This window comes from Streptomyces sp. NPDC032091 (assembly GCF_055580265.1).
On the sequence record NZ_JBVILR010000012.1, the window covers coordinates 37,735 to 51,277 of the forward strand.

At 73.8% G+C, this 13,543-nt stretch carries 19 protein-coding genes; 4 read left to right on the plus strand and 15 right to left on the minus strand.

What is annotated here, in order from left to right:
- Positions 1 to 5: 5 nt before the first annotated feature.
- The 3 genes from ACZ5NJ_RS20220 to ACZ5NJ_RS20230 form a co-directional block, all read right to left on the minus strand.
- Entirely contained in the window at positions 6 to 614 is a 609-nt protein-coding gene (locus ACZ5NJ_RS20220; protein ID WP_468766416.1) for a response regulator transcription factor, read from the minus strand.
- A 275-nt stretch (positions 615 to 889) separates the two neighbouring features.
- The gene (locus ACZ5NJ_RS20225; protein WP_468766418.1) at positions 890 to 1,348 is read right to left on the minus strand and encodes a carboxymuconolactone decarboxylase family protein; all 459 of its coding nucleotides are present in this window, start codon (positions 1,346 to 1,348) and stop codon (positions 890 to 892) included.
- Positions 1,345 to 2,010 carry a class II aldolase/adducin family protein gene (locus ACZ5NJ_RS20230; protein WP_468766419.1) on the minus strand — a complete coding sequence of 222 codons (666 nt, stop codon included), beginning with the start codon at positions 2,008 to 2,010 and terminating at the stop codon, positions 1,345 to 1,347. The genes ACZ5NJ_RS20225 and ACZ5NJ_RS20230 overlap by 4 nt, the downstream gene beginning before the upstream one ends.
- Before the next feature lie 131 nt (positions 2,011 to 2,141).
- Between ACZ5NJ_RS20230 and ACZ5NJ_RS20235 the strand changes: the two genes are divergently transcribed.
- The gene (locus ACZ5NJ_RS20235) at positions 2,142 to 2,546 is read left to right on the plus strand and encodes a MerR family transcriptional regulator (protein ID WP_468766420.1); all 405 of its coding nucleotides are present in this window, start codon (positions 2,142 to 2,144) and stop codon (positions 2,544 to 2,546) included.
- Positions 2,547 to 2,558: 12 nt separating this feature from the next.
- Here the strand turns inward: ACZ5NJ_RS20235 and ACZ5NJ_RS20240 are convergent, their stop codons facing one another.
- The 8 genes from ACZ5NJ_RS20240 to ACZ5NJ_RS20275 all read right to left on the minus strand — a co-directional run bounded on the left by ACZ5NJ_RS20240 (position 2,559) and on the right by ACZ5NJ_RS20275 (position 8,015).
- Positions 2,559 to 3,170 (minus strand): LppU/SCO3897 family protein, encoded by a 612-nt coding sequence (locus ACZ5NJ_RS20240; protein WP_468766421.1) that lies wholly within the window; start codon positions 3,168 to 3,170, stop codon positions 2,559 to 2,561.
- Between the two features lie 121 nt (positions 3,171 to 3,291).
- The gene (locus tag ACZ5NJ_RS20245) at positions 3,292 to 3,873 is read right to left on the minus strand and encodes a GNAT family N-acetyltransferase (RefSeq protein WP_468766422.1); all 582 of its coding nucleotides are present in this window, start codon (positions 3,871 to 3,873) and stop codon (positions 3,292 to 3,294) included.
- A 41-nt stretch (positions 3,874 to 3,914) separates the two neighbouring features.
- Positions 3,915 to 5,279 carry an MFS transporter gene (locus ACZ5NJ_RS20250; protein WP_468766423.1) on the minus strand — a complete coding sequence of 455 codons (1,365 nt, stop codon included), beginning with the start codon at positions 5,277 to 5,279 and terminating at the stop codon, positions 3,915 to 3,917.
- Entirely contained in the window at positions 5,276 to 5,905 is a 630-nt protein-coding gene (locus ACZ5NJ_RS20255; RefSeq protein ID WP_468766424.1) for a helix-turn-helix domain-containing protein, read from the minus strand. The genes ACZ5NJ_RS20250 and ACZ5NJ_RS20255 overlap by 4 nt, the downstream gene beginning before the upstream one ends.
- Before the next feature lie 109 nt (positions 5,906 to 6,014).
- Positions 6,015 to 7,043, minus strand: a complete 1,029-nt coding sequence (locus ACZ5NJ_RS20260; RefSeq protein ID WP_468766425.1) for a S66 family peptidase — start codon at positions 7,041 to 7,043, stop codon at positions 6,015 to 6,017.
- A gap of 84 nt (positions 7,044 to 7,127) precedes the next feature.
- Positions 7,128 to 7,310, minus strand: a complete 183-nt coding sequence (locus ACZ5NJ_RS20265) for an antitoxin (RefSeq protein ID WP_468766426.1) — start codon at positions 7,308 to 7,310, stop codon at positions 7,128 to 7,130.
- A gap of 133 nt (positions 7,311 to 7,443) precedes the next feature.
- Positions 7,444 to 7,605 (minus strand): hydrophobic protein, encoded by a 162-nt coding sequence (locus ACZ5NJ_RS20270; RefSeq protein ID WP_468766427.1) that lies wholly within the window; start codon positions 7,603 to 7,605, stop codon positions 7,444 to 7,446.
- Positions 7,606 to 7,670: 65 nt separating this feature from the next.
- Positions 7,671 to 8,015 carry an STAS domain-containing protein gene (locus ACZ5NJ_RS20275; RefSeq protein WP_468766428.1) on the minus strand — a complete coding sequence of 115 codons (345 nt, stop codon included), beginning with the start codon at positions 8,013 to 8,015 and terminating at the stop codon, positions 7,671 to 7,673.
- 291 nt (positions 8,016 to 8,306) lie between these two features.
- Here ACZ5NJ_RS20275 and ACZ5NJ_RS20280 point away from each other — a divergent pair, with 291 nt between their 5' ends.
- Positions 8,307 to 9,119 (plus strand): SigB/SigF/SigG family RNA polymerase sigma factor, encoded by an 813-nt coding sequence (locus ACZ5NJ_RS20280; protein ID WP_468766429.1) that lies wholly within the window; start codon positions 8,307 to 8,309, stop codon positions 9,117 to 9,119.
- A gap of 282 nt (positions 9,120 to 9,401) precedes the next feature.
- Positions 9,402 to 9,860, plus strand: coding sequence for an ATP-binding protein (locus ACZ5NJ_RS20285; protein WP_468766430.1), 459 nt, complete (start codon positions 9,402 to 9,404; stop codon positions 9,858 to 9,860).
- A gap of 189 nt (positions 9,861 to 10,049) precedes the next feature.
- Here ACZ5NJ_RS20285 and ACZ5NJ_RS20290 read toward each other — a convergent pair whose 3' ends face one another.
- Both ACZ5NJ_RS20290 and ACZ5NJ_RS20295 read right to left on the minus strand, forming a co-directional pair.
- Positions 10,050 to 10,172, minus strand: coding sequence for a hypothetical protein (locus tag ACZ5NJ_RS20290; RefSeq protein WP_468766431.1), 123 nt, complete (start codon positions 10,170 to 10,172; stop codon positions 10,050 to 10,052).
- A gap of 51 nt (positions 10,173 to 10,223) precedes the next feature.
- Complete coding sequence (locus ACZ5NJ_RS20295) at positions 10,224 to 10,550, minus strand: type II toxin-antitoxin system RelE/ParE family toxin (RefSeq protein WP_468766432.1); 327 nt, start codon at positions 10,548 to 10,550, stop codon at positions 10,224 to 10,226.
- A 204-nt stretch (positions 10,551 to 10,754) separates the two neighbouring features.
- On the opposite strand from ACZ5NJ_RS20295, the gene ACZ5NJ_RS20300 reads away from it, so the two are divergent.
- A complete protein-coding gene (locus ACZ5NJ_RS20300) occupies positions 10,755 to 12,254 on the plus strand; it encodes an MFS transporter (protein ID WP_468766433.1) in 1,500 nt (499 codons plus the stop codon).
- 8 nt (positions 12,255 to 12,262) lie between these two features.
- On the opposite strand, the gene ACZ5NJ_RS20305 is transcribed toward ACZ5NJ_RS20300, so the two are convergent.
- Positions 12,263 to 12,826: a transposase gene (locus ACZ5NJ_RS20305; protein WP_468766434.1), complete on the minus strand. Its 564-nt coding sequence runs from the start codon at positions 12,824 to 12,826 to the stop codon at positions 12,263 to 12,265.
- A gap of 131 nt (positions 12,827 to 12,957) precedes the next feature.
- Complete coding sequence (locus ACZ5NJ_RS20310; RefSeq protein ID WP_468766435.1) at positions 12,958 to 13,494, minus strand: CbrC family protein; 537 nt, start codon at positions 13,492 to 13,494, stop codon at positions 12,958 to 12,960.
- Positions 13,495 to 13,543: the final 49 nt, after the last annotated feature.

Sequence of the window (13,543 nt, forward strand, 5' to 3'; positions counted from 1 at the left end):
GGGCCTCAGACCCAGCCGGCCCTCCGCGAGATACGGATGGCGTCTATCCGGTTGCGGGCGCCGGTCTTGCGGGTGACGGCGGCCATGTAGTTGCGCACGGTTCCGCTGGCGAGGTGCAGCGCGTGCGCGATCTCGGCGATGGAGTCGCCCTCCGCGGCCCGGGCCAGCACGCTGAGTTCGCGCGGGCTGAGCGGCATGGGGTCGGCCTCCAGCAGGGCCGAGGCCAGGGAGGCGTCGACGAACCGCTCTCCCGCGGCGACCTTGCGGACGGCCCGGACCAGCCGGCCGGGCGAGCCGTCCTTGTCCACGTAGCCGCGGGCCTCGGCCTGGACCCCGCGCCGCAGCGCGCCGGGCGCTCCCGAGGTGGCGAGCACCACCAGCGGGGCCGCCGGCTCGGCGAGCGGGCGGGCGGTGCCGCCCTGGAGCCCCAGGGTGGCCGAGGCACCCGGACAGTCGAGGTCGACGACGGTCACGTCCGGCCGTAAGGACTCCGCCTGGCGCGCGGCGGAGCGCCAGCCGGCGGAGTCGACGTCGAACCCTCCTTCGGATCTGAGCAGGGCGGCGAGGGCCGACCTCACGAGGCTGACGCTGTGCAGGACGAGGACCTTGGTCATCGGGGCACTCCTGGCGTGATGATCGATGGGCACCCAAGCGGGTGCCCAGCAACCATGCGGGAGGAACGTCCCCTTGGGGGGTCCGGCGGGAAGCGTGGCCGAAACGGCGCCCGGCCCCTCGCCCGCAGCGGCCGCCGCACCCGCCCCACGCTCCGGCGCTGCGGCTCCGGTAGCGGTCGGTGCCGCCCGCCGAAAGGAAGCGGTACGGCTGATTCCGGCCGGATGCGGACGGCCGGCCCGCGGTGGCGGGGTCCGCGGCGGGGTCCGCGCACGGCTCAGAACCGGGCCGGGCCGTCCTCGTCCGCCGGTGCGTCCGCCCGGGTGTGCGCCACGAGTTCGGCGATGACCTCCGTGCCGAGTGCGTACGCCGGGACGCCCGCGGTGATGAGCGCGGTCTCGGCGACGCCGATGAGGTCCGCGATGCCCGCTCCTGCGTGCAGGGCGCCCCGGGCGTGGATCCGGGCCGGGTGCTCGCGGCCGAGGGCCAGCAGCTGCCCGAAGTGGACGAGCTGCTGCACCCGCGCCCCCAGCGGATTCCCGGTCAGCACGATGTGCCGCAGCGCCGCGAGCGTCTCCTCCGTCGACAGCCGGTCGAACTCGCCCGCCAGGCGCAGCCTTTCCTCCACTCCGCCCGGCACGGCGCCGAGAGTGGAGCGGTACCGGTCGCGCACGGCCTCCGCGCGGGAGCCGGGGGCGGTGCCCGCGGTGTCCGCGGTGTCCTTGGCGTCCGTCATGACGCGACCCGGGCGAGTGCGACGCGCACGGCCTCCCGGGCGTCCGGCGGGAAGTCCACGGCCCCGCCGATGGCCGCGGCGGCGATCTCGGCCTCGGCGCTCTCCTCGATGGCCACCACGAGCTGGACGGCGGCCGCCGCGTCCGGGCCGAACACCAGGAGTCCGTGGTTGGCCAGCAGGACGGCGGAGGTCGTGGGACGCCGCTCCAGCACCTCGACGATGCCGCGCACCGACACGTCGGATCCGCGCGGCCCCCAGGGCACCACCGGGACCTCCTCGGCCTGCCCGAAGCGGAGCATCGGCTCGGTGCGGCAGGGCAGCGGCCGGTGCGCGACGGCGAAGGCCGTCGCGGCGGGCGAGTGGGTGTGGATGACCGCGCCCACGTGCGGCCGGGCCCGGTACACGGCGGTGTGCATGGCGGTGATCTCGGCGCTGACGGACCGCAGTTCGCCTTCGAGGACCTTGCCGTCGAAGCCGACGGTCGCCAGCTGGCCGGGCCGCAGTCCCCGGACGTGCCCCGGCGTCAGCAGGATGCGGTCGCCGTCGAGCCGGGCGCTCAGGTTGGCGTGTCCGGAGTGGGACATCACCCCGGCGGTGAAGAGCGCCTCCGCGGCTTCCACCAGCCGGTCCGCCCGCTCGTCGCGCACGTGCGTATCACTCATGGCGTTGCCTCCAAGTGTGCTGCCGACGGCAGCCCTTGCGCCGCCGTCCACGTGCCTGCCACTCTTCAACTTGAACCAAGGTTCAAGTCAAGCCGTCCGACATCGGATCACTGGAGGAGCAGGTGGTACGGGTGGAACGCACCGTGCGCATGACGATCGGCCGGCTCTCCGAGCTCACCGGGGTGCCCGCCTCGGCCATCCGCTACTGGGAACGCCACGGCCTGCTGCCCGCGCCCGAGCGCGAGAGCGGGCAGCGGCGCTATCCGCCGGAGGCGGCGGAGCGGATCACGGTGCTCCGCACCTGTCAGCAGGCCGGGCTCACGCTGGGCGAGATCGGTGAGTTCCAGCGGGAGCAGCCGCAGCGGGAGGCGATGATCCGCGCCAAGATCACCGAGATCGAGCAGCGCATGGTCGATCTGGACCACGCCCACCAGCTGCTGACGCATGCCCTCCGGTGCGGCGAGGAGGACATCGTCACGTGCCCCAAGTTCCGTGAGCAGATGGCCGCCTGGCGGACGAACGATCCGGCGCCGTGAACGGCGGGCGGGTCACTTCTTCGTCTGGTTGAGGCAGAGCACGAACTGCTTGCCCGAGCTGCGGCGGGAGCCGCGGGTCTGCTCGTAGTAGCCGAGGTCGGACTTGCCCTCGCAGCGGTTGGTGTCCAGCGTGCCGGGGATGACCTCGACCACCTTGTACGCGGCGCCGGTGGTGCCGCAGTCGACCACCTGGAGGTCCAGGCTGGCGGCCGTGGTGCCGTTGTTCTTCAGGCAGTCGCCGACCTTCGCGTGGTCGGCGTCGTCCTGGCTCAGGAAGTACCCCACCGCGGCGGCGATGAGGACGACCACGATGCCGATGGCCTTGAGGATCTTCATGACGCCCATGCCCCCGCCGCGGGCCGGCGGGGCCGGCGGAGCGCCCCACTGCTGCGGGGGCGGCGGCTGCATCTGCATCTGGGGCGGGTTCGGGTACATCGGCTGCTGCGGCGCCCCGCCGTAGGGCGGCTGGCCCTGCTGCGGGGGGTACGCGTACCCCGGCTGGGGCTGCGGGTACCCGGGCTGGGGCTGCGGGTACCCCTGCGGCTGCTGGGCGTACGGGCCGGGCTGGCCGTACGGGCCGGGGCCCTGCGGCTGCGGCGGATAGGTCATACGGGAGTCCCCCACGATCACGATGGTGCGATTGACGTGGGCACGCTATATCAATCGGCGCCCCTGGCCTGAATCCGTCCAGGGGCGCACCGGGCGTCGGGCCGAGCGGGGTGGAACTGACGGTTCCGCCGCTACGTCACCGGCCGTCGCCGCTGCGATCGGCGCCGCCGTCGCCGGGCAGGCCCGGCTCGTCGTCCCAGTCGGGGGGTGTCGTCGAGCCGGAGGCCCAGTCGCGCCGCAGGACCGCGTATCCGACGGAGTCGCGGAAGAGGCCGTCGGGGGCCGGCCACGCGTCGCGGTAGTGCGCCTCCTTCGCGTAGCCGCTGCGCCGGAAGGCCCGGCGCATCGCCGCGTTGTCCTGCCGTGTGGTCCCCTCGACCCGCCGGACGTGCGGGAACTCGGTGAACAGGTGGGCGGTGAGCCAGGCCAGGGCCCGGCCGCCGATCCCCCGCCCCCGGTACGCCGAGCGCAGGCGCAGGTCGAACATCGGCGTGTCGTCGCACAGGTCCATCAGCCGGACGAGTCCGGCCCGTTCTCCGTCCACGGTGATCCAGAAGAGGCGGTTGTCCCGGCCCTCGTACGCACCGTCCGCGATCCGGCTCCGGGCTTCGGCCGGGTCCACCTCGGCCGTCGCGTGGAACGGCCAGTTGTCGCCGCAGAGGAAGCCGACCAGGTGTTCCGCGTCGGCGGACTCGTACCGTTCGTAGGTGATCTCCACGGGCGGACTCTAGGGCCGGGCGGGCTCGTCGCGAAACCGGTTTACCGGCTGCTCGGCGAGCGCTCCACGGGCGCCGGGCCGGCGCGGCCCGGGGCGAGCGCGGCCGGCGGCGGGCCGGGGCGGCCGGCGCCGCGGGTACCTCGGGTCCACAGGAGGGCTCCGGCCAGGAGCGCGGCGGCGCCCAGCAGCCAGGGCGGCCGGCCCGGCGGCAGCGCGCCGGCGAGCAAGCCGGCCAGGGCTCCGGCCAGTTGTAGGGCGAGGGACTGGACGGACAGCGCCGTGGCCCGGCCCGCGGCGGCCACGCGGCGGTGCAGGACCTCGTTCTCGCTCGGTCCCGCCGCGCCGACGCCCAGGTAGACCAGGCCGTAACCTGCGGCCGCGAGCACCGTCGGAAGCGGCCCCGTCGACGCGGGGGCCGCGCCGAGCAGGAGCAGTCCGCACGCTGCGGCGCCCAGGCCGGCCATGACGGCCCGCTCGCCGCCGCCCGCGAGCCGGACGGTCAGCGGGGCGAGGTGGCTGCCGAGGCCGGCGCAGAGGAAGCCGGCGCACGCGAGTGCGGCGAAGAGCACCGCCCCGGATTCCGGGGCTCCCGTGAGGGCGGCGGCGCGGCCCGGGGTGAGCAGTTCGAGCGCGGCCAGGCCGCAGCCGGCGGCCGCGGCGCCGAGGAACACCCGGCGGACCAGGGCGTCACGGCCGCCCAGCCGGAGCCCCTCCACGACGGTGGCCGGGACCCCGCGCAGCACGCCGCGCAGGGTGGCCGCCGGGCGGGGCGGTTCGGGCAGCGCGGTCACGGCGTACAGCACGAAGGCGACTTCGACGGCCGCGCCCAGCAGCGGCGGGACGGAGAGGGGCGGTACCAGCCCGGCGGTGGCGTCGGCGAGCCGGGCGCCGAGGTCCGGCCCCAGCCCGAGCAGCCAGGGGAGGGCGCCGCCGAGCAGGGTGCCCGCGGCGAGCGCGGCGGACGTCGCGGACGAGCCGCGGGCGAGGCCGGTGTGCAGGTCCGCGCCCGGGCCGGAGTGCGCGTGGACGGTGTCGACGTACCAGGCTTCGGCGGGGCCGCTGGACAGCGCGCGGCCGGCGCCCAGCAGGGCCATGCCGAGGGCGAGCAGCCAGGGGCTGGTGCTCAGCGCCTGGAGCGTCAGGGCGGCCAGGTCGAGCAGGCCGGCGGCGGCCAGGACGGCGCGGCGTCCCAGCACGTCGGACAGGCCCCCGGTGGGCAGTTCCAGCGCCGCGGCGGTGAGGGAGTGCACGGCGAACAGGCCGGCGATGGCCTGCATGCTCATGCCGCGCTGGGTGAACAGCAGGACGACCGGCGCGACGGTCAGGCCCAGGGGCAGCCAGAAGAGCACGCACACCCTGACGTAGCGGCGGCGCGCGGTGACGGCGTCCAGCGGCGGCCTGGTCACGAGCCGCTCCCGGCGTCCGGCTCCGCGGCGGGGGCGTCGGGGGCGGGCGGCGCCAGGGGCAGCCCGGCGGTGAGGAGGACGACCTGCGCGGCGCGCGGGTCCGCCGCGTCACGGGCGGTCAGTTCCGCCAGCTTCCGGTGGAGCGCGTCCCAGAGTTCGGTGAGCGACTCGGGGGTCAGCCGGGGCAGTTGATCACTGATCCCGGCGGCCCCCGCCCACTCCTGCCCGAGGCGGCCTTCGGCCACATCGGCCTCGTGCCGGACGAGGGAGGCCTCCAGGTGCTCGATCTGCGCCCGGCGCGACAGGCCGACGTAGGCCCGGCTGTCCGGCGTGGCCGCCATCGCCCCGCCGCTCCAGGACGTCGCGGCGTGCACGGCCCGCCACCGGCGCTCCCGCCCGTCACGGTGCTCCGCCTCGGCGACGAAGGCGTACTTCGCGAGGACGCGCAGGTGGTAGCTGGTGGAGGCGGACGACTCACCGGTACGGACGGCCAGTTCACTGGCGGTGGCCGGCCCGTCCTGCCGGAGCAGGCCGAGCAGGCGGATGCGCAGGGGGTGGGTGAGGGCCTTCAGGGCTGCCGCGTCGCGCTCGGGGTCGAGGACGCGGCGGTGTTCGTCGTTGACCATGGCGCGAGGCTAGGTCCCCCGAAGGCTTTCCCAAAGTTATTTTGCAGAATTTATTTGGGAGTTGGCCGAAAGGCGCTCCCCGGCAGGGCGCCGACCGGGCGGACGGGGGTCAGTCCAGGGTCTGCGTCAGTTCGCTCCGGGCCGGGGTGTGGACGACGCGGCCGTGCGCTCCGTTGACGATCGGCATGCGGGGCGGGACGTGGCCGCATTCGACGTCGGCGATGAGCGGTACGCCGAGCGGGCCGAGTGCGTCGAGGACGGCCTCGTGCTGGGTCAGGGAGGGGCTGTCCGGGGCGTGGGTCCGGCCGACGAGCACCGCGTTCGCCCGGTCGAAGAACCCGGCGAGCCTCATCCCGTGGAGGTTGCGGCAGATCGTGAAGGCGTCGTCGCCGGTGGCCTCCACGTACACGAGGAGCCCCTCGGGCGCCTCCTCGTCGGCGAAGGCCGTCACGTCGAGGTAGGGCGACCCGGTGAGATTGCAGAGGGTCTCGACGCAGCCGCCGATCAGCCGTCCCTCCGCCTCCACGTCGCCGTCCCCGTCGAGCCGGGTCCAGGCGCCGGCGAGGCCGAGCGCCTGCTCGCGCACCTCGGGGAAGCGGGCGAAGTCGTCGTGCCCGGGGCCCCGGTGACGGCCCGGCGGGATCTGGGTGAAGCGGCGCCCCGGGGGCGAGGCGACCACGTCCAGCCACGACAGGATCCCCTCGGGCACCCGGTAGGGCGTGTCCATGAGGTTGTCGCCGTGGACGGTCGCCGCGCCCGTGAGCAGGGTCAGCGGCGTCATCAGGGTGGACAGGTCGGAGAACCCGACGACCCAGGTGGGCTCGGCCTCCCGCAGGAGGTCCCAGTCGAGCAGCGGCAGCAGGTCGATGGCGGTCTCCCCGCCCCACGGCGGCACGACGGCCCTGACGGCGGGGTCGGTGAGCATCTCCATCAGCTCGGCGGCGCGGTCGGCGGCCGGGGCGCTGACGTGCCCCGTGCCGTCCATGCACCGGCCGACGACGACCTCGTACCCGTGTTCCCGGAGGTCACGGACGGCCACGTCCAGGCGTGGGCCGAGCTCCTTCGCCACCCCGCTCGACGGGGAGGTGACACCTACACGGTCTCCGGGGCGCAAGGGGCGCGGATATCGAACGGACATGGACCGGATTCTGGCAGAGGGCCGTGCTCCCGGGACACCGGATTCCGAGCCGCTCCGGGCCCCCGCCCGGCCGGTGCGGTGGGGTCAGGACTGCTGGGGCCTGTCGCGGTCGATGAAGTCGTTGGCCTTCTCCTGGGCCATGTCGACCTTGTCGGTGTACTTGTCGCCCGTCCGCTCGTCGATCATGTCTCCCCCGCGTTCCACCGCTTCCTTGGCCTTGTCCGGGTGCTGCCCGAGCATGCCCTTGAGCTTGTCGACGATCGACATGATGGTCCTCCTTCGGACGTAGTGCCCCTCCAGCGTCCCCCTCCTTCCGGCGGACCGCATCCGGATGCGGCGGCGGGGCCCGCCCCCCGTGAGGGGCGGGCCCCGCGGAGCCGGTGTGCGTCGGGAGCGGCGGCTACCAGCGGTACCAGCGGCCGCTGCCGGTCCTCGGGCGTGCGACGAAGCCGAGCAGCCAGAGCACCAGCACGGCGAGCGCCACCCACCAGAGGACCTTCAATGCGAAGCCCGCACCGAAAAGGATCAGGGCGAGCAGAAGAACGAGAAGCAGGGGAACCATGTGTGTCACCTCCGGGCCCTCGCATGCCCCCGCCGCCCCGACGTATGCGCCCGGGTCCGCGGGCGTCAGCCGTCGAGCGCCTCCTGGACTCCGGGGTACAGGGAGAGGACCGTGTCCACTCCCGTCAGGGCGAACAGCCGGCGCAGCTGGTCGCCCGGAGCGGCGATGCGCAGGACGGTCGTGCGGTGCACCCGCAGGAGCAGGTTGAGGAAGGAGGAGTCGCCGAAGGTGACCCCGCCCGCGTCCAGGACGACCAGGCGGTGGCGCCCCGCGGCCTCGGTCAGGGCCTGCTCCAGCGGTCCCAGGGTGTCCTGGTCCAGCTCTCCGCGGGCCGCCACGACCCAGCCGGCCCCGGCCGGGTATCCGTCCCCGACCACACCGTCGCCGTGCACGTCCTCAGCTCCCGCCATCTCCGCCTCCCCGGTTCTCGCCCTACGGTTCCGGAATGGAGTATGCACGCTCGCCCGCCCGGGGACGGTGTCCCGGTCCCGGACAGCCGCCGGCGGAAGGTCGCGAAATCCGGAGGTGTACGGCCCGGACGCGTGGGCAGGAGCGGCGGCGGCAGCCACCGACCCAGGGAGAGGACGGCCCCCATGCCTCGTCCGGCCGCAGTCGTACACCCCGTGCACCACACGGACCACCATGCCCCGGCCCCCGCGGCGGCCGCGGGAGCGGAGCCGTGGGCCGGAGCGCTTCCGGCCGTGGAACAGGCGCGGGAGCTCTCCCCCGCGGACGCGAGGGAGCTGTCACGGGTGTTCCTCGCCCGGCTGCGCGCCACGGAGGAGGGGACCCGTGAACACCAGTACGTCCGCAACACCCTGATCGAGATGAACCTCTCCCTCGTGCGGTTCGCGGCCCGGCGCTTCCGGTCCCGGGCGGCCGGCGGCGGGATCGACATGGACGACATCGTCCAGGTCGGCACCATCGGCCTGATCAAGGCCATCGACCGCTACGACCCCGACCGCGAGGTCGAGTTCTCCACGCTGGCGCTCCCGTACATCACCGGTGAGATCAAGCGGCACTTCCGCGACACCACCTGGGCCGTCCACGTGCCGCGCCGGCTCCAGGAGCTGCGCACCGAGCTCGCCCGGGCCCAGGAGGCCCTCACCGACACGCTGAACCGCGCCCCGACGGTCAAGGAGCTGGCGGGGCACCTCGGGCTCCCCGAGGAGGAGGTGATCGACGGTCTCGTCGCCGCGAACGGCTACACCAGCGGCTCGCTGGACCTGGCCTGCGAGGCGGACGAGGCCATGGGGGCGGGCCGGCCGACGCGCGCCCTGGCGGACCGGCTGGGTGACACGGACCCCGCCATGGAGCTGTTCGAGGACTGCCACACGCTCGCCCCCCTGCTGCGTGAGCTGGCTCCCCGGGAGCGGCTGATCCTGCGCATGCGGTTCGGCCAGGACCGGACCCAGTCCGAGATCGGCGCCGCCCTCGGCATCTCGCAGATGCAGGTCTCCCGGCTGCTCTCGCGCACGCTGAGCCGGCTGCGCGAAGGCATGCTCGCCTCGTAGGGCCCCATGAGGACGGCCCGCCGACGTCGGCCGCACGCCCCGGCCGCGATCCGATCGTCGCCGTGCCGTCCGCCCGCCCTCGTCCGACACCGCACGCGACCGCGACCCGAAGGGTCCGGCCACGTACACTGTCCGGCACTCGAAGCGCCCGAAACGCGGACCCGCCGGGTGTCCCCGGCCGGTCCGGGGGCAGGTTCGTACGGTCCGGAAAGCGACGGGCACAGCCGGGGCCCTTGCGGTCGCCACGAGACGAGAGCATGCAACGGTGAGGGTGAGACCACAGTGACGAGCAGCGGATCGCCGACCGGCCATCCACCACAGCCCGCGGCCGCGCGCCAGCGCCGCCAGCTGGCCCTGGCCGGCGCCCGGGGGCAGGTCGCCAAGGGCCGCGACTTCGCGCGGCGGGCGCTGGAGGACTGGGGGTGGGACGGGTCCGAGAGCGCGGAGGACGCCCTGCTCGTCGTCTCCGAGCTGGTGACCAACGCCAGCCTGCACGCCGGCGGCTGCCTCCTGATCGCCCTCACCCGTGACGAGGTCCTGCGGATCGAGGTGTTCGACGCCTCCACGGACCTCCCGCGCCGCGACCCCTCCCCCCGGCGCGGCGTCCCGGGCGGTCACGGGCTCAACATCATCGACCGGCTCTGCGACCGCTGGGGCTCCGAGGTGAGCGGGGAGGGCAAGGCGGTGTGGGCGGAGATCGAGGCGTCCCGCCTGGCCCCGGACACGGCTCCCGGCCGCTGAGCCGGGCGTCGGCGCGCCCGCGGCACGGCGGCGCCCGCAGGGCGCCTGTGCCGGCCGGCGGGGCGGGGGGCGGCGCCGGACGGGGCACCGCCCGGCGCGCCCAGCATGTACTCCTCGTAGCGGCCGAGCCCGAGCACGGCGCACATCAGCAGGGGCGGGACCAGCAGGGTCAGGAACAGCACGGCGGGACTACCTGTCCCGGGTCAGGGTGGTCACCAGGACGAGCACGGCGAAGGCGATCACCAGCAGGTGCAGCCAGGCGGGAGCGGACTGGACGGCCCAGGCGGACAGCTCTGTTGTGTTCGGTGTCATGTGGACGCGCTTGCCCCCGAAGGAGGAGCTGACACGCCGTCGGCGGGGGCGTCAGGGCACGCGGCCGACGTGGAGCACGGTGATGGCCGCGCCCGCGGACGCGGTGCCGGTCACCCGGTAGAGCAGCCGGTAGCGGCCGGCGTGCATCCGCCGCACGTGCGGCGAGCCGTACGCGGCGGTTCCGGGGGGCCGGGGCCGGACCGGCAGCAGGTCGGCCGATTCCAGCAGCTGGCGCAGGCCCTCCGGGTCGTCCTCCAGGAACCGGGCGGCCGCTTCGAGCGCGGCCGCCTCCCACACCATGCGGCACCGGGCCCGGCCGGTTCCCGTCCGGCACCGCCGACGGGGTCCGGGGGCGCCCGCGCCCGAGGAGCCGTGCATGTCGCGTCCTCCTCTGCCACGAGGGCCCCGGCGCCTACCCGTACCGCCGGCCCCCATGCCCCGGCCCGCGGTACGGACGGCGTACGGGCCGGGCCGCCGGGCGGGTGACGCGGGGGTTGGCGGCGGGCCGGCGGGGCACACGCAGGGTCTCGGCGTCGTGACGGTGGGGTCGCGTACGTCCGTCCGAACCGCGGGGAGGTTGTCATGGCGGCGCATCCGGTGGGCACGCTACGAGGGGCCGGGACCGTCCGGAGCACGGTGCCGCAGCGGCTGGACCGGCTGCCCTGGAGCGGATTCCACTGGCGGGTGGTCACCGCGCTGGGCATCACCTGGGTGCTCGACGGGATCGAGATCACCATCGCCGGGTCGATCGCCGACCGGCTGAGGGACCAGCAGACGCTGGGCCTCACCTCGTCCCAGGTGGGTCTGACGGCCAGCATCTACCTGCTCGGGGAGGTGGTCGGCGCGCTCGTCTTCGGCCGGCTCGCCGACCGGCTCGGCCGCCGCAGGCTGTTCATCGTCACCCTCGGCGTGTACCTGCTGGGCAACGCGCTCACCGCCCTCTCCTCCGGCTTCGCCTTCTTCGCCGTCACCCGCTTCATCGCCGGCACCGGCATCGGCGGCGAGTACGCGGCGCTGAACTCGGCCATCGACGAGCTGATCCCCAGCCGGCACCGCGGTCACGCGGACCTGGCCGTCAACTCCACGTACTGGCTCGGCGCGATGATCGGGGCGGCCTCGAACCTGCTCTTCCTCAACCCCGACCTGTTCCCGCTCGACACCGGCTGGCGCATCGGCCTGCTCGTCGGGCCCGCGATCGGCGCGGCGATCTGGGGGCTGCGCCGCAGCCTTCCGGAGAGCCCGCGCTGGCTGCTCACGCACGGCAGGCACGAGGAGGCCGAACGGGTCGTCACCGAGATCGAGGAGAGGATCGAGCGCGGCGGGGCCCGGCTGGAACCCGTGCCGCAGAGCCGCGCGGTGGAGTACCGGCAGCGGCCGCCCGTCGGCTACCGGGAGCTCGCCCGGATCCTGTTCCGCGACTACCGCCGGCGCTCGGTCCTCGGGTTCATGCTCATGGTGACCCAGTCGTTCCTCTACAACGCGATCTTCTTCACCTACGCGCTGATCCTGGCCGAGTTCTACGACATCCGCGGCGGGGCCGTCGCCTACTTCATCTTCCCCTTCGCCCTGGGGAACCTGGCGGGACCGCTGCTGCTCGGCCGGCTCTTCGACTCCCTGGGCCGGCGCCGGATGATCGGGACGACCTACTGCCTTTCGGGGGTCCTGCTCCTGGTCACGGGCTGGCTGTTCGCGGAAGGGCTGCTGAGCGCGGTCACCCAGACCGTGCTGTGGTGCGTGATCTTCTTCATCGCCTCGGCGGCCGCGTCGTCGGCGTACCTGACGGTCAGCGAGGTCTTCCCGGTGGAGATGCGGGCCCAGGCGATCTCCTTCTTCTTCGCCCTCTCCATGCTCTTCGGCGGTGTCGTGGCGCCGTGGCTGTTCGCCACCCTGATCGGCGGCGGCTCCGATCCCTGGAGGGTGTTCGCCGGGTACGCGGTCGGTGGCGTGCTCATGGTCCTGGGCGGGCTGACGGCCTTCTTCTGGGGGGTGGACGCGGAACGGCGGCCGCTGGAGGAGGTCGCCGTCCCGCTGTCCGCGGGTGCCCCCACCGCGGAAGGCCCCACGGGGGCCGGGCGTCCCTAGGCCTGTCGTCAAACTCCCGTCGTCGCCCGGAGGGCGGCCACGCGGCGTCTGGTGCGTGCTCTCGGTGCGCCGGGCGGAAGCCCACGTACTGGACGTACTTGGCTTTCGCCCGGTGCGGCGAGAGCGCGTCCGTGTCGGGCCGGCCTGTCAAGGGCGTTTGGCCAGCCCGGGATCATCAGGTGCTGGTCCCGGCCTCGGCCGAAGGTGTGGCAGAACAGCCCGTCCGCGCTGCACTCGGCGTCCGGCCGCAGCCGGTTGCTCACGTCCACCGCCAGGACGAGCTGGTCATCGGCGGCCCGTGGCTGCGGCAGCGCGGCCAGTGTCCGCCGCAGCCGGTTCGCGTCGATGCGGCCCTCGTTCAAGGCGGCGTACAGAGCACCGTGCCCACGACGATGCTCGGCCAGCAAGGTCAGATCCACCAGCGCGGTCACTGGCCCGTCCGCACACAGCAACGCGTCCATGACCTCGAACAGGCCATCGCGCCGCGTGGTCAGACATGCGTAGAAGCCGTCCCGGAGGTGTGACGCCACAGCGAACGCATCCCGCTGGGCATCGTGATGCAGCAGACTCATTGCCCACGGCCTTCGTGCTGGTCAGGTGCCTCTTTGGTCGGAGCACAGGATCAGGCGAAGGCCGTGTTCACGTCCCTGGAATCACCATACGGGTGATCACGTGCGGGCACTGTTCGACTCTCATCCAGGGCCTATGCGACGTCCGAGTAGGCGAGGTGAGTACCGCAGCGACGGCACCGAAACAGGTACGCCGGCTGGTCGTCTCTGTCCAGCGAGCCGAGAAACCGCTCCACCTGATCCGACGGCCAGCCCCATCCGTTCACCTCCTGTCGCACTGTCTCCAGCGCGTCAGGGTGAGCGGCGAGCTCGGCAAGCCCGACACGGCCCAGAAACGCGGCACCGTCGCCACAGTGGAAGAACCACTGAGGCTCCTGCCACGCCGAGAAGCTTGGGGTGTGGCTGTCGACTGCTGAGAAGACCTCAAGGGGTACGTCCTCGCCCAGGCAAGTCCCTGCCGTGAAGTGCGCGTCGAACAGCTCCGCGGCGCTGCCGCTCGCGAGGCACCACGGGCACAGCTGATCCTCGAGGTCCTCGACGGCGTAGACCGGGCCCGTGTAGATGTACCCGCGTCCCCGCCCACAGCAGATGCAGGTCGCATTTGACGGAACAACCACGCCCGTAGCGACGGGGTCGGGGTGGTACGGGAACTCCGGAAGCTGCTCAGTCACGACCGCGACCGTAACAGCCGTCACGGACAGTCAGCCCGCCCCACCATAA

Excerpts from the sequence above, each read along its gene's own strand:
- ACZ5NJ_RS20220 (WP_468766416.1), bottom strand. The coding sequence starts at position 614 with ATGACCAAGGTCCTCGTCCTGCACAGCGTCAGCCTCGTGAGGTCGGCC.
- ACZ5NJ_RS20225 (WP_468766418.1), bottom strand. The coding sequence starts at position 1,348 with ATGACGGACGCCAAGGACACCGCGGACACCGCGGGCACCGCCCCCGGC.
- ACZ5NJ_RS20230 (WP_468766419.1), bottom strand. The coding sequence starts at position 2,010 with ATGAGTGATACGCACGTGCGCGACGAGCGGGCGGACCGGCTGGTGGAA.
- ACZ5NJ_RS20255 (WP_468766424.1), bottom strand. The coding sequence starts at position 5,905 with ATGGTCAACGACGAACACCGCCGCGTCCTCGACCCCGAGCGCGACGCG.
- ACZ5NJ_RS20260 (WP_468766425.1), bottom strand. The coding sequence starts at position 7,043 with ATGTCCGTTCGATATCCGCGCCCCTTGCGCCCCGGAGACCGTGTAGGT.
- ACZ5NJ_RS20265 (WP_468766426.1), bottom strand. The coding sequence starts at position 7,310 with ATGTCGATCGTCGACAAGCTCAAGGGCATGCTCGGGCAGCACCCGGAC.
- ACZ5NJ_RS20270 (WP_468766427.1), bottom strand. The coding sequence starts at position 7,605 with ATGGTTCCCCTGCTTCTCGTTCTTCTGCTCGCCCTGATCCTTTTCGGT.
- ACZ5NJ_RS20275 (WP_468766428.1), bottom strand. The coding sequence starts at position 8,015 with ATGGCGGGAGCTGAGGACGTGCACGGCGACGGTGTGGTCGGGGACGGA.
- ACZ5NJ_RS20290 (WP_468766431.1), bottom strand. The coding sequence starts at position 10,172 with ATGACACCGAACACAACAGAGCTGTCCGCCTGGGCCGTCCAGTCCGCT.
- ACZ5NJ_RS20295 (WP_468766432.1), bottom strand. The coding sequence starts at position 10,550 with ATGCACGGCTCCTCGGGCGCGGGCGCCCCCGGACCCCGTCGGCGGTGC.
- ACZ5NJ_RS20300 (WP_468766433.1), top strand. The coding sequence starts at position 10,755 with ATGGCGGCGCATCCGGTGGGCACGCTACGAGGGGCCGGGACCGTCCGG.
- ACZ5NJ_RS20305 (WP_468766434.1), bottom strand. The coding sequence starts at position 12,826 with ATGAGTCTGCTGCATCACGATGCCCAGCGGGATGCGTTCGCTGTGGCG.